The sequence below is a fragment of the Streptomyces sp. NPDC039424 genome, assembly GCF_055639495.1.
Window position 1 is genome coordinate 1 of sequence record NZ_JBVKAI010000044.1, and the last position, 12643, is coordinate 12643.

Here is a 12643-nt window from a genome sequence, read left to right on the forward strand (position 1 = left end):
ACCCAAAAGTCCGCACACCGGCCTGACTCTCTACCAGGTCCTCGACGTCCTTCAGGACCTGCTGAGGTGCTGGACCGGTACCTGCACCACCTGCGAACGCCCCCTGCCCCGCCCTCGGAGCAGCCGCAGACAGCCCACAACCTAACGAAGCACTACTAGGCACCCTGCGGCCGATGACCCGACACCTTCTCGCGGTGCTCTTCTGCGCCGCGGCATTTCTTGGCGGGCGCCGCGGGCCGGGTGGGTCCGGCGACCGTGCCCAGACCTGGGAAGGCCCCGACCGGTGTTCGGTCGGGGCCTTCCCACAAAGAACGGGCTGCCCGCCCACATGCGCCGGCGCGGCAGCCGGACAGACGCGGGTCCCCATCCCAGCTCGGGGTATCCCAGGACAGAGACCCGCATCTCCATCATCGCCCCGCCGGTGACGTCCGGCTATGCACTGTGCCGGGGCTTGCGCGCCGCCGTCTTCTTCGCGGCCGTCTTGCGGGCGCCGGTCTTCTTCGCCGTGGGCTTCTTGGCGGGCGCTTTCCTCTCCGGTAGTTCGTGCACCTCCGCCGGACGCCGGCCGCGGGAAGCCTCGGCTTTGGCGACGCTCTCTTCAGGGCTGACATCAAGTCGAGTACGGCGCCCGGCTGCGCCTCCTGCTGGGGTGTCTCGGGCAGCGGCTGCTCCGCCCGCTTCGCCTCGATGATCTTCTCCAGGGCCTCGGTGTACTCGTCACGGAACTCAGGTCCCTCGAGATCGTCGCGGAACATCGTGTCCATCAGCGCCGGCGCGCCCTCGATCTCCCCCGCGGCCACGTCGACGGCCGGCGGGTACAGCTGTGAGGGATCACGGATCTCGTCCGGCCAGCGCATCGCATGCAGCACCAGCACTTGCTCGCGGACCTGCAGCAGGCCCAGCCGCTCCCGGCCCGACCAGGCGTACTTCACCAGCGAGAACACCATCTCCTGGCGTGACCCGACACCATCGGTCAAACGGCAGATTTCGGGATGAAACACCGGGAGAAAACGACCTTTAAGTGGACGTTAAGTCCGATCTTCCTCGGTTCGTGATCGCTCGATCGAGGTACTGATCGTCGCGCAGGCCATCTGCTGGGCATGTGCATGCTGAGATGCGGGCATGGAGCGAGAGCCGTACCCCAGCGACTTATCGGACGAGCAGTGGGCGTTGATCGAGCCGATGATCACGGCCTGGAAGCAGGAGAGGGTGGCGCGGTCAGCGACCGAAGATCCCGGGTCCTGCGATCTGCGGGAGGTCGTGAACGCGATCTTCTACCAGAACCGGACGGGCTGCCAGTGGCGCTACCTCCCGCATGATCTGCCGTCCTGGTCGGCGGTCTTCTACTACTTCAGCCTGTGGCGCCAGGACGGGCTCGACCAGCAGATATCCGAACTCCTGCGCCGCCAGGTACGGGAGAGAGCCCGGCGATTAGAGGACCCGTCCCTGGTGATCATCGACACCCAGTCCGTCCGCGCGGCCGCAGGTGTCCCGAAGACCACGACGGGACTGGACGCCAACAAGAAGGTGTCGGGGCGCAAGCGGGGACTGGCCGTCGACGTTCTGGGGCTGATCATCGGCGTCGTGGTGCTGGCCGCCTCCGCCCATGACAACGCAGCCGGCACTGCCCTGCTCGATCAGGCGGCCGAGCGGTGCGGGATGCGTCTGGAGAAGGCCCTGGTGGACCAGGGCTTCAAGGACGAGGTTCTCATCCACGGCGCCCTGCTGGACATCGACGTCGAGGTCGTCCGCCGCAACCCCGCAGACCGGGGCAAAGGCTTCGTCCCGCAACCGAAGAGGTGGATCGTGGAGCAGGTCAACGGCACGTTGATGCTGCACCGCCGCCTGGCCCGCGAGTACGACCACCGCCCCGACACCTCCGCCTCGCGCGTCTACTGGGCTTCCATCGCCAACATGGCCCGCCGCCTCACCACACCCGCCCCCACCTGGCGCGACACCCTCGGGCTGGCCGCGTGAACATCAGCGAGCTCCTGGCAGACCTCCAGGACCAGCACGACAAAACCACGGCCCGGGCCGACGAACTACGCGACCGGATCGACCACTTGACCGCGGCTCCGGCCGAGACCGAAGCGCGACTCGCAGACCTGGCCACCACCCGGAAGATCATCGTCGAACGCGTCCCGCCCGGGACCGAGCCCGATCCGCTCGAGACGAACACCGCCTACCAGGCCATCGTGGACGCCTTCAACCAGCACCCCGGCCGGGCATTCCGAGCCCGCGAGCTGCACGAACTCCTCGGCATGCCCACCGACGAGGCGACCGTCAACGTCACCCGCAGCCGCCTGGGACGCCTTGTCCGACAAGGCTTCCTCACCCAGCCCGGACGAGGTCGCCACCAGAAACGGACTTAACGTCCACTAAGAGGTCGGCCCCGCGCGGTGTGTGGCCAGCGCGGTACGCATGAGGCGGCGAGCGCGGGGCGCAGCGTTTTCATCGCCGAGAAGTTGGATCTCCTGGTTGGCGGCCATGGCGAGGCCCGTCAGGGTGGATAGGAGGTCCTCTGGGTCGAGGTCGGGGGCGAGGTCGCCAGCGGCCCGCGCGATGGTGATGTGCTCGGCCAGGAAGCGCCGCCAGCGGGTCACCGCGTCGTACAGGCGGACGCGCAGCTCGCCTGGCTGCCCGTCGAGTTCGCACGAGGCCGCGGTGACGAAGCAGCCGTTGGGGAACGGGCTGTCGGCCAGGTAGGCGCACCAGGCGTCGATCACGGCGTGCAGGCACGGCAGGCCCGGCTCCACAGCGCGGCCAGGCGCCACCACTGCCTCCATGAACATATCCACCGCCCGGTCCAGGGCGGCGAGTTGCAGGTCGGCCCGGGAGCCGAACGGGCCGACGACGCCGGCCTTGCTCATGTCGAGCGCTTCCGCCAGCGCACCGATGGTCAATCCGGACAAACCCAGGCCGGACGCCTGGGTCACCGCGACTCCGATGATGCGGTCCCGGGTGTGCCGGGCCTCTTCAGCCGATTTCCTCACGCCCTTGATCTTAGCGATCGACCGTCTGCTATTTTAGCGAACGACCGTACGGTAAATGATCCAAGGGGAGGATGTTCGCATGCGTATCCGTTGGCTGGGATGGGCCGGAGTGGAACTCGAAGCACAGGGCGAGAGCCTGGTCATCGACCTGCTCGGGCGACCCGAAGGCGTCCTGGAGGGAACAACGCTTGCAGGAGTGCCGCTGCCGAAGGTCGCGCCACCCCACGCGGAAGGACACGTGCTCGCCGGACTGTGCACCCACCTCCACCGCGACCACACCGACGCCGGCGCCCTGGCCCGCGCCCTGCACTCCGGCGGAACGGTCCTCCACCCCGAGTCCTACGGCGGCGACGACCACGAGAACCTCTGGACGCTCAAGGCCGAGGCCGAACTCGCCGCCTGTGACCTCCGCCGGCAGCCTATGGGCCTGTGGGAGACCACGACCATCGGCCCTTTCACCATCGCGGCCGTCCCCGCCGTGGACGCCCTCGGCGACCCCCAGGTCTCCTGGGCCGTCGAGGCCGACGGCACCCGCGTGATCCACCTGGGCGACACGATGTACCACGGCTACTGGTGGCGCGCTGCCCACCGCTACGGACCCTTCGACGCCGTCCTCACACCCATCAACGGACCGACCGTCTGCTTCCCGCACTGCCAGCCTCCGAGCCCCTACCCGTCCACGCTCGACGCCCGGCAAGCCGCCATCGGCGCCCGCCTCCTCCAGGCGAGGACCGCGATACCCATCCACTACGACGGCTTCCACGCCGACGGCTTCTACACCACCCAGCCCGCCGAGCTCGCCCGCTTCCTCGACGCGGCCACCGGCGAGCCCTACGAAGTCCTCACCCCTGGCTTGGGCGAAGAGCTGCCCCTCTGAACCGCCACCCCGCTGACCACCCGGCAGCTCGCCGGACGGTCCGGCCGCATCGACCGGGCCGTCCGCGAGCTCGGCCAACCACCTCATCCTCTCCGCAGCGCACGGCCCGGGGCACCGCGCGCTGCGCACCCACTTCCCCGACGAGACCGTCCAGCGCGACTTCACCGCCGACGCCGGCGAGCAGTACGCGGCCAAGCTCGACCGCGGCTGCCCGCATTGGAGAACCCCGAGGCGAGGGCGGCATCAACCTCGGTGGCAGCGCTGTGCCGGCCCCGAGATCGCCGCCATCCTCGTCGCCGCACTCATCCCGCACAGCTGGGATGCGGTCCTCAGCACCCGCCGGGATTGCACCGTCCCTGAGGATTCCGACGCCTACCTGAAGCAGGTGGTCACGCAATACGCCGAGATGTACCGGCATTACGAGGGCTTCGCCGCCTCGGTCACCGTCCCGGCCGAGGCGCTTCCTTCACCCGTGCTCTCGACCTCAGCGGGCAGCAAGCCTGGGGGGGCTTTCCGACCACCGGAGCATTGCCTGCCTGCACAACGTGGCCCCACTCAACAACTGCCGCCCGATACCGGAGTACCTCCAGGATCATCGGACTTCATGTCATCTCCGACAGGCCTTTGATCAGCACGGAGAAGCCACCGGCCAGCGCCAAGGAGAAGATGAGCCGCCGCACCCCCCGCTCCTGGACCCTCGGGGCAAGGGCCCTGCCGATGAGGGCGCCCGCCGCCATGGCCGCCACGGCCACCCACCAGGCCGACGCACTCAGCCGTGGTACACCGTTGACGGCCACTGAGAAGACGTTCACCGCGATTCCGTAGAACTGTGCATTCGGCACGAATTCGCGGATCGACCATCCCGCATTCAAGGCGTACAGCGAGTACGGTGGCCCGCCGACACCGGCGGCGGAGTTCATGAACCCACCGACGGCACCCGCGGTCACGGCACCCCTCGTTCCGGTCAGAGCTGGTATGCGCACGCCTCCCATCACGAGAGCCACGGCAAGCATCACAAGAGCCCCGATGCCGGCCAGCAGTACCGGCTCGGAAAGCCGGGCGGCTGCCCACGAGCCCGCAGGCACTGCGCACGCGGCAGAGATGACCAAGGGAACCATCGCCCCGATACGTACCCGTCGCCATCCCGCGACGAGTCCGACGATGCTGATGACTCCAGCCGCGCAATTCGCGAGCACCACCCCCTCCGCCGGCCCGAGCAACAGAACGAGAACAGGGACCGCGATGAGCGCAAAGCCCATGCCTGTAAGCCACTGCACCGAAGCAGCCAACACGACTATGCCGCCAAGCAGTAGCTCGGCCGCTCCTGCGTCAGCCACAGCAATCTCCTACCGTCACCCGGATGATCGCGGCATCTTCAACAGAGGATGGCCTCGAACGCAATGGCCTGGCCGATATGAAGTGCCGCTGATCTGCCACTGAGCGACGCCGCCTGCTGCCACCGCCACCGCACCGTCGGCTGATCCGGACGCCCGTCCGGCCTGGTGACACGACATCGCGGTGCTGCACCTGCGGGCCCACGGTCGGCACCCGTCGTGTACGTAGGGTGTACACCGTTCCCCTCCAATCGAGCAGGTGCGGCTTGCTCACGTGCAACGTCCTTGCGCTGCGAGGGTCGTGCGAATACTGCGCTACGAGCGGGCGCGGGCGAGGAACGCGGCGAGGTCACCGGCTGCTTCGGGGTCTGCGGTGGCGAGTCATGCCGCGAATGCCGGCTGGTCGACACCGGCGTTCGGGGCAAGGTGGGCAAGTTCGGTGAGCAGCGCGGCGTGGGCGAGCAGATGGGGCGGCAGCAGGTTGGCGGCGGCTTCCCGGGCGGCCGGGTCGCCGTAGTGCCCAAGGTGCGCGGCCAGGGCGTGGCGAGCCACGCGTCGACGTCGTTCTGCACATACCAGCCCGCGCGGCGGGTGAGTTCGTTCCGTACGGCTTCGTCGCCCTCGGGGGGCTCGGTCCGCTCCAGCGTGCCCAGCTCGCGCAGCGCTTGGAGCTCATCGGCGCGGGCGGCGATTCGGGCGGCTTCGCGCAGCTCGGCTTCCTGGGCGGCGGCGGCCGCGGCTTCGGCTGCGAGTTACTCCTGGACGACGTTGTCGGTGTCCGGGTCTTAGACCGTGCTGGGGGCCGCGGCGGCGAGCAGCTGGTCGATGCGCTCCCACTCCGCGAGCTCCGCCCGGCCGCGTTCGCCGTCGGCGAGGTGCTCATGGCGGGAGTCCTGGCGCGCGTCGAAGCGGGCGTCAGCCCATCGAGCCGAGTCCGAGGCTGGACCCGGAGCAGAGAGCGCCGCAGCCATTACCGCCGCCGTGGCAGTCGGCGCCACATCCGCTACCGCCGCCGCAGTCGGCGCCGGCTCCGAGAGCCGACTGCCCGAGTTGTCATCACTCGCGCAGGCACCATCGGGGCTGCGAGCTGGAGTCACTGAGCATTGAGCTCGCCTCCTTGCTCGGGTACGTGGCCGCGCGGGACCGCGTCCGAGCAATGGATGACGGCGAGGACTGGCTCCCGCCCCGTCCGGTTCCCGGCGGAGTACGTGGGTGGCTGCACCGACTGCTTCGGCGTTGACTCCGGGGCCGTCGCACCGGCATCCGGGGCACAGCCAGGCGTGCGCTCCGGCGGCGGTGCAGGCCGGGGCACCCAGGGCGTGCCCGGCCCGACCCCAGAACTTTTCACAACTCTCGACATCGGCAGGGGTTCGGTGCGGTGTAGCCAGGGGGCGACTGGAACGGTCATACAACCCCGGATCGCCTTCGGCTCGCCAGCGCCGGACCCATTTGTGGGCTGTGGTGCGGGAGATACTCATTTCGTCGGCGACGTGGGCGATGGGCCTGCCAGCGCGGACCCGGTCGACGAGGAGCCGTCTGCCGTGGATGGTCAGCCGGGCATGGGGGTGGGGCACGGGAAACCTCTGGGATGGTGCGGAATCTGATGCGGAGCCTGGGTTCGTGCCCGAGTCCGCCGATCTGGTGATCGACGTCCTCGGGCGACAGAGGATGAGCCTTTATGGGCGGTGAGTCAGGCCGGGGCTGTCTGCGCGCCCCACTGGATCTATTCGGCCCAGGCATGCTCCAGCTGGGTGCGGAAGGTGGCGGGCTTTCGCCCGATCAGCTCGGCCAGCGTCGAGGCGACGGCGGTGAACTCGCCATTCCGCGCCGCTGCGAAGATGCTTAGCATCAGGTCGGCGATCGGGGCCGGGGCGCCGTGCGCCAGGACCTGCTCGCGGAAGGCGTCGTCGGGGACGACGGTGCGGGTGAAGGGCCGTCCGGTGACTCGGGTCGCGATCTCTGCGACGTTGCCGAAGTCAAGTGCCGCCGAGGCGGTGAGCGGCGGGGTGGGCCCCTCGAAGCGGCCCTCCTCGGTGAGGATCGCCGCGGTGGCCTCGGCGAGGTCGTCGTGGCCGGTCCAGGCGACGGGACCGTCGGCGGGGAGGGCGATGTCGCCGGTGTGGCGGGCGGACTCCAGAAACTGCAAGGCGCTGGAAGCGTAGAAGCCGTTGCGCAGCGCGGTCCAGGGCAGGCCGGTGGCGCGCATCAGGTCCTCGGTCTGGGCGTGGTCGCGGCATGCCTGGAAGCGGGAGTCGTGGGCGGCGCCCATCTGGCTGGTGTAGAGGATGCGGCCGACGCCGGCCTTCACGGCGGCCTCGATGGCGGTGCGGTGGCCGGTGACGCACTCCTCGCCCGTGCGGTCGAGGGAGACGAGGAGCAGTTGCTCGGCCCCCTCGAAGGCATGCACGAGCGAGGCGGGATCGTCGAAGCTGCCCTGCCGGACGCGGACGCCGCGGTCGGCGAGGTCCTGTGCCTTGCGGGGGTCGCGGACGCTGACGCCGACACGGTCGGCGGGGACGCGCTCCAGGAGGCATTTGACGGTGCGGCGGCCGAGCTTTCCGGTGGCTCCGGACACGATGATCATTGGGTCCCCCCAGCGATGTTTCCAGTGGAATCGCTTCAATAGTAACACTGGAAATTCCGATGGAACCAAATCTTCGATACCATCGGTTCATGGTTAGACGCGACTCCACCGACAGCCCTCGTCGCCGCATCGTCGAGGCGGCCGTCGAGCTGCTGGAGAAGGGCGGCCCTGACGCGGTGAGCACCCGCGCGGTCGCCGCCGCCGCCGGAATGCAGCCGCCGGCGATCTACCGCCTGTTCGGCGACAAGGAGGGGCTGCTGGAGGCGGTCGCTGAGCACGGTTATGGGCAGTTCCTGGAGAGCAAGCGCGCGCAGCTCGACCTCGCCCCTGAGGACCCGATGGAGGAGCTGCGCCGCGGTTGGGACTTGGTCGTGGAGTTCGGGGTCTCGCGCCCCGAGCTGTTCGCGGTGATGAACAGGGCCACCGGTCGGGGCGCGGACATGGCACACCGTGCGGGCCTGGAGATCCTCTACGGCCGGGTACGCCGACTGGCGGCCGGGGGGTGGCTGCGGGTCGACGAGGAACTGGCCGCCCAGATCATCCAGGCCACCGGGCAAGGCGCGGTCACCACCTGGCACTCCACTCCCGCAGACCGCCGCAATCCAGAGCTGCTGGCCATCCTCCGCGAGTCCATGGTCGCCGCCATCACCCGCGTCGAACCGACGGTCCCCACCGCGGAGACCGGCCCTGCCGCGGCGGCCCGCGCACTGCGCGCAGCTCTCCCCGACGACACCGATGTCCTGAGCGACGCCGAGCAGCACCTGCTGCGCGAGTGGCTCACACGCCTGGCATCGGACGGCGGCGCTCCGCATACCTGATCGCGCATCAGGAGCCCTCGCGCAGGTTAGACCTCCTGAGGAGATCGTTTGATGAAACGGCGTCCACGAGATGAGACAGTGGGCGGCCACACGGCTCCGGCTGGCTTTCCCTCGCCCATAACGCGCCGCCAACCTTGACCGCGGCTCCACCACCCACTGTTAACAACGCTCGTGGTCAATACACCTAGATGATCAATTCCAAGGGATGCCTGCGGAGGGTGTGGGGTGGGCGGCGGCCGAAGCCACCGCGAGACGGTCAGGCGGCGGGCTGCCGGCCCTGGTTGTCGAGGTGGCAGCGAGCGGTCAGGCGTCAGGGTCGACTTCGGGGTGCGTGAACCGCACGGGCTTGCCCAGCGACCGGGCGTAGGCGATTTCGGCTCGGGTGCTGTCTCCGATGTAGTCGCCGACTACGAGCACTTCATCCGCGATCCGGATCTTCGCCCGGTGCAGATCGTCGAGTCGAACCTTCAGCGCCTCGGCCTCGACAGGATCGGACCAAAGTTCGTGCGGCGACTTCATGTCACAGCCCGGTTTGACGACAATCTTTCCGGCTTTGGTCTCCCGCAGATCGGCCTCGTTCATCTCGGTCATGAAGCGGGTGGAGCCGCAGATCACGACGATACGCGGGAGGCTCAACAGCTTCTTCGCGTCGGCGAGCTTCTCCTCGGGGGTGAGCAGTCGCGGGTGTGACACTGGTTCCTCCTGGTGGTGTGGTCCAAGGGGTGCCTGCGGAGACGAGAACGAGGGTGTCCAAGATCGTTTTGTGACGAACGACGTGGACACCCTCGCGACAGGTGAACGCTCGCGGGCGACGCGGAGCATGCCGGGTGAGAGGTCCACGCCGATCACGCCGCCATCTCCGACCGTCACCGCGGCGGCCTCCCGCGCGGCCAGCCCTGTCCCGGTGGCCACGTCGAGAACCCATGAGTGCGGGCGTGGTGCGGCCAAGCGAACGGGCTTTTGTGCCTGCACCCGGTACATGGCACTGGCGTCGTAGGTCGCAGCCCGCCCGGTCGAACTCCGCGCTGATCCGCCCTCGCTCTCGTCGCACCCCTTACCCGTACCACACTGGCGTCGACAGCCGGTTCTCCCACTTGTGGGCAAGCGCAGTCACTTAGAGGTGGCGCAGATAGGCGCGGTGGCGCAGATGCAGCGAGGCGAGTACGGAGTTCCGGCGATCATGGTTGTGACACTCCGTGATTATGGATGTGAGTGCCTTTCTTGAGTGCACCGCCTCACTCGACGGCTACCGTCGCCTTCCATGCGCCGGGGCGCATGCCTGTCGCCTTGTAGAAGAACACCGAGAAGTTGGATGCGTCGGGGAAGCCGAGCGTGGCGGCGCAGCGGGCTGCGGTGAGGCGGTCGTGCGCGAGGAGCCGTTTGGCTTCCAGGATGATCCGGTCGACGATGTATGCCTTCGCGGTGCGGCCTGTGGCCTGCTGCACCGCTCGTGAGAGGGTGCGGGGCGCGTATCCCAGAGCACGGGCGTAGTAGCTGGCGTCGTGGTGGTTACGGAAGTGCGTCTCGACGCTGGAGCGGAACAACCGGAACACCGGATGTGTGAACCGTGCTTCGGCGTGCGGGGGTCCCAGCCGGGCGATGAGCGCGGAAAGCAGGATTTCGGGCAGCTCCGTGGAGAAGTCCTCGGGTGGGGCGGATGCTTCGAGGAGGAGATGGTTGCGCGCGGTGTCGACGAACAGCCAGTCGGCGTCGGGGATGCTCCAGTGCGCGGCCAGGTCCGGGGAGGCGACAAGCTGCCGGGTGGCGTGGGTGACCGGCGCTGTCGGCACGAACAATACGAGGTGCCCCGCCATATCGCCGATGCCGTCCCACCGGTGCACCGCTCCGGGTGGAATCCACACCGCGGACCGCTCTGTGAGCGGGTGGTGGAGGAAGTCCACCGTGACCGAGCCGTGTCCGGCGTCGATGACGGCGAGGACGTGGAAGTCGGCGCGCTGGGTGCCGCCGTCGTTCAGCTCGCGAAGGCGGTCGAACGTCATGGTCTCGACCGCGGCGGCGCGGCGCCCTGCGGGCTGGTAGGTCATCTGCCGAATCACGGTCACGTGTCCAGTTTTCACCATGGGGCGACCAGTCACGCCGATGCCCCGTTCCGGGTGCAGAAGTTTCAATGAACTCACAGGACAATCGCTCAGAACACTGATTGGAAGAAGAGCCACCATGAGCATGACGCAGCAGACGCTTCTGCCCGTTTACGACCACCGGCCGGGGACCGGACCGACCCTGGTGTTCCTGCACTACTGGGGTGGTTCCGCCCGTACCTGGGACCTCGTCGTCGACCGCCTCGCGGGCCGTGACGTGCTCACGGTCGACTTCCGCGGGTGGAGCCGGTCGAGCGCTCTGCCCGGCCCCTACACGCTCGGTCAGCTCGCCGACGACACGCTCGCCGTGCTCGCCGACGCGGGGGTCACCGACTACGTCCTGGTGGGGCATTCGATGGGGGGCAAGGTCGCACAGCTGGTCGCGGCCACCCGGCCCGCCGGCCTGCGTGGCATCGTCCTCGTCGGCTCCGGCCCGGCGAAGCCCGCCGCACAGATCACCCCCGAGTACCAGGAAGCCCTGTCGCACGCTTACGACTCCGCCGATTCCGTAACCGGGGCACGGGACCACATCCTCACCGCCACCGAGCTGCCCGCATCGGTCAAGGCGCAGATCGTGACCGATTCGCGGACCGTCACCGACGCCGCCCGCACCGAGTGGCCGCTGCGCGGCATCGCGCAGGACATCACCGAGCACACGCGCATGGTCAGCGCTCCCGCCCTCGTGGTCGCCGGAGAGAACGATCAGGTCGAACCCGTCGACGTGCTCCGCGACAACCTGGTGCCCTACCTCTCCCAGGCCGACTTCGTGGTGGTCCCGCACACCGGTCACCTGATCCCACTGGAGGCCCCGGCCGACCTTGTCGAGGCCATCACGGCCTTCACACCAGCAGCCTGACCACGACATCGCCGGTGCTTCCGCCCTGGACATGCTTCAGGCCATGGCCCGCGGCGAGCGCGACCCCGAGGTGCTGACCGGTCTGGACGGTGAAGCCTTCAGCGCAACTGCAGGACATGGAAGGTCTCAGCGCCCTGGGGCTCAGTGGCCCTTACTGCACGGCGCGTAAGGGCGATGCTTAGTTCAGAGAAGTCACGAGACCGAAACTGATCGCGCCATTCCAGATGGTCCGGGGCATCGCACACCTCCGCCATACACCCCGAACACCCCAGCCTAGCCACACCAGCACCGGACACCCCAGCCCCATCCCGGGCCGCCTGCTCGCTGCGACGCCGCGGAAGTCTGGCCGTCAGGCCGACAGTCGCGTCCAGCGTGTCAGATACGCTTGATCGCTGGAATGGCGACGCCGACACCCACCAGACCTATGAGGACCCCGGCGACCAAAGCCGCGGTACTGGTGGACTCGGCCACCAGCATTACCGAGAAGTAGAACAAGCCGGGGGTGAAGATGACAGCCATGAAGGCGAAGGCCACCCAGTCGACGGCCGGGAGCAGTGCGGCCGCCGCTATCAGCGTCCCGAGCCCCGCGAGCAGAGCCGTCCAGAACTCGGACCACCGCGACGGAGTCGGGGGCACCTGGTCGGTCTTGCCGGCTGCGCTGATCTTCACGATCTTGTCTTTCCAGATGGCCAGGCTCACGTCTGACCCCAGACGTACGGCATCGTAGAGATCGTCGGCCACACTCCTGGTCTCCGCCTTGCCCGACGGTCTTTGGATGGTCAGGTGGTCCCCTTCGTCCTGGTCCGACGTCCCGCCCACGACGCGCCCGGTCTCCTGGCCCACGCAGTCCTGCTGTGCCGTCAGGTGAACGCTCAAGGCGCAGGACGGTGCGTGCTGATAGGCGAACGTCTGCGCGCGCGCATGTGGATCGTCTGGTCCACGCCCGTAACCAGTGCCAGGACGCCAACCGCCAGGACCACGGCCCTAAGAGGTCATTTCAGTTGGAGCCTGCGGTGGCATATGAGGGTCGCGGCGATGGCGGTGAAGGCGAGGAAGTGTTCTGGCTTCCGCTCGTATCGGCG

14 protein-coding genes and 2 pseudogenes are annotated in these 12643 nt (G+C 68.4%); 5 read left to right on the forward strand and 11 right to left on the reverse strand.

Annotated elements, in window-relative coordinates; genetic code table 11:
- Window positions 1–407: 407 nt before the first annotated feature.
- Window positions 408–1001 (reverse strand): Ku family protein, encoded by a 594-nt coding sequence (locus tag ACZ7L0_RS43790; RefSeq protein ID WP_471248171.1) that lies wholly within the window; start codon window positions 999–1001, stop codon window positions 408–410.
- Between the two features lie 121 nt (window positions 1002–1122).
- Here ACZ7L0_RS43790 and ACZ7L0_RS43795 point away from each other — a divergent pair, with 121 nt between their 5' ends.
- Together ACZ7L0_RS43795 and ACZ7L0_RS43800 are read left to right on the forward strand one after the other, a co-directional pair.
- Window positions 1123–1977, forward strand: a complete 855-nt coding sequence (locus ACZ7L0_RS43795) for an IS5 family transposase (protein WP_471248172.1) — start codon at window positions 1123–1125, stop codon at window positions 1975–1977.
- Window positions 1974–2372: a hypothetical protein gene (locus ACZ7L0_RS43800; protein ID WP_471248173.1), complete on the forward strand. Its 399-nt coding sequence runs from the start codon at window positions 1974–1976 to the stop codon at window positions 2370–2372. The genes ACZ7L0_RS43795 and ACZ7L0_RS43800 overlap by 4 nt, the downstream gene beginning before the upstream one ends.
- A 6-nt stretch (window positions 2373–2378) precedes the next feature.
- Here the strand turns inward: ACZ7L0_RS43800 and ACZ7L0_RS43805 are convergent, their stop codons facing one another.
- Window positions 2379–2936: a TetR/AcrR family transcriptional regulator gene (locus tag ACZ7L0_RS43805; RefSeq protein WP_471248174.1), complete on the reverse strand. Its 558-nt coding sequence runs from the start codon at window positions 2934–2936 to the stop codon at window positions 2379–2381.
- 136 nt (window positions 2937–3072) lie between these two features.
- On the opposite strand from ACZ7L0_RS43805, the gene ACZ7L0_RS43810 reads away from it, so the two are divergent.
- A complete protein-coding gene (locus tag ACZ7L0_RS43810; protein WP_471248175.1) occupies window positions 3073–3870 on the forward strand; it encodes an MBL fold metallo-hydrolase in 798 nt (265 codons plus the stop codon).
- Window positions 3871–4472: 602 nt separating this feature from the next.
- Here the strand turns inward: ACZ7L0_RS43810 and ACZ7L0_RS43815 are convergent.
- The 5 genes and pseudogenes from ACZ7L0_RS43815 to ACZ7L0_RS43835 form a co-directional block, all read right to left on the reverse strand.
- Window positions 4473–5207, reverse strand: a complete 735-nt coding sequence (locus ACZ7L0_RS43815) for a TSUP family transporter (protein ID WP_471248176.1) — start codon at window positions 5205–5207, stop codon at window positions 4473–4475.
- Window positions 5208–5585: 378 nt separating this feature from the next.
- Window positions 5586–5756, reverse strand: a complete 171-nt coding sequence (locus tag ACZ7L0_RS43820) for a hypothetical protein (protein ID WP_471248177.1) — start codon at window positions 5754–5756, stop codon at window positions 5586–5588.
- 233 nt (window positions 5757–5989) lie between these two features.
- Entirely contained in the window at window positions 5990–6175 is a 186-nt protein-coding gene (locus ACZ7L0_RS43825; protein ID WP_471248184.1) for a hypothetical protein, read from the reverse strand.
- Window positions 6176–6499: 324 nt separating this feature from the next.
- Window positions 6500–6778, reverse strand: a pseudogene (locus ACZ7L0_RS43830) (leucine zipper domain-containing protein); the annotation flags it as partial.
- 149 nt (window positions 6779–6927) lie between these two features.
- Complete coding sequence (locus ACZ7L0_RS43835) at window positions 6928–7788, reverse strand: SDR family oxidoreductase (RefSeq protein WP_471248178.1); 861 nt, start codon at window positions 7786–7788, stop codon at window positions 6928–6930.
- 89 nt (window positions 7789–7877) lie between these two features.
- Here ACZ7L0_RS43835 and ACZ7L0_RS43840 point away from each other — a divergent pair, with 89 nt between their 5' ends.
- Window positions 7878–8606, forward strand: a complete 729-nt coding sequence (locus ACZ7L0_RS43840; protein ID WP_471248179.1) for a TetR/AcrR family transcriptional regulator — start codon at window positions 7878–7880, stop codon at window positions 8604–8606.
- 303 nt (window positions 8607–8909) lie between these two features.
- Here the strand turns inward: ACZ7L0_RS43840 and ACZ7L0_RS43845 are convergent, their stop codons facing one another.
- The 3 genes and pseudogenes from ACZ7L0_RS43845 to ACZ7L0_RS43855 all read right to left on the reverse strand — a co-directional run bounded on the left by ACZ7L0_RS43845 (window position 8910) and on the right by ACZ7L0_RS43855 (window position 10687).
- Complete coding sequence (locus ACZ7L0_RS43845; RefSeq protein ID WP_471248182.1) at window positions 8910–9299, reverse strand: hypothetical protein; 390 nt, start codon at window positions 9297–9299, stop codon at window positions 8910–8912.
- Window positions 9300–9383: 84 nt separating this feature from the next.
- Window positions 9384–9587, reverse strand: a pseudogene (locus ACZ7L0_RS43850) (methyltransferase domain-containing protein); the annotation flags it as partial.
- 254 nt (window positions 9588–9841) lie between these two features.
- Window positions 9842–10687, reverse strand: coding sequence for a helix-turn-helix domain-containing protein (locus ACZ7L0_RS43855; protein ID WP_471248183.1), 846 nt, complete (start codon window positions 10685–10687; stop codon window positions 9842–9844).
- A 97-nt stretch (window positions 10688–10784) separates the two neighbouring features.
- Between ACZ7L0_RS43855 and ACZ7L0_RS43860 the strand changes: the two genes are divergently transcribed.
- The gene (locus ACZ7L0_RS43860) at window positions 10785–11561 is read left to right on the forward strand and encodes an alpha/beta fold hydrolase (RefSeq protein WP_471248180.1); all 777 of its coding nucleotides are present in this window, start codon (window positions 10785–10787) and stop codon (window positions 11559–11561) included.
- A 375-nt stretch (window positions 11562–11936) separates the two neighbouring features.
- On the opposite strand, the gene ACZ7L0_RS43865 is transcribed toward ACZ7L0_RS43860, so the two are convergent.
- Window positions 11937–12437, reverse strand: coding sequence for a hypothetical protein (locus ACZ7L0_RS43865; protein ID WP_471248181.1), 501 nt, complete (start codon window positions 12435–12437; stop codon window positions 11937–11939).
- Window positions 12438–12643: the final 206 nt, after the last annotated feature.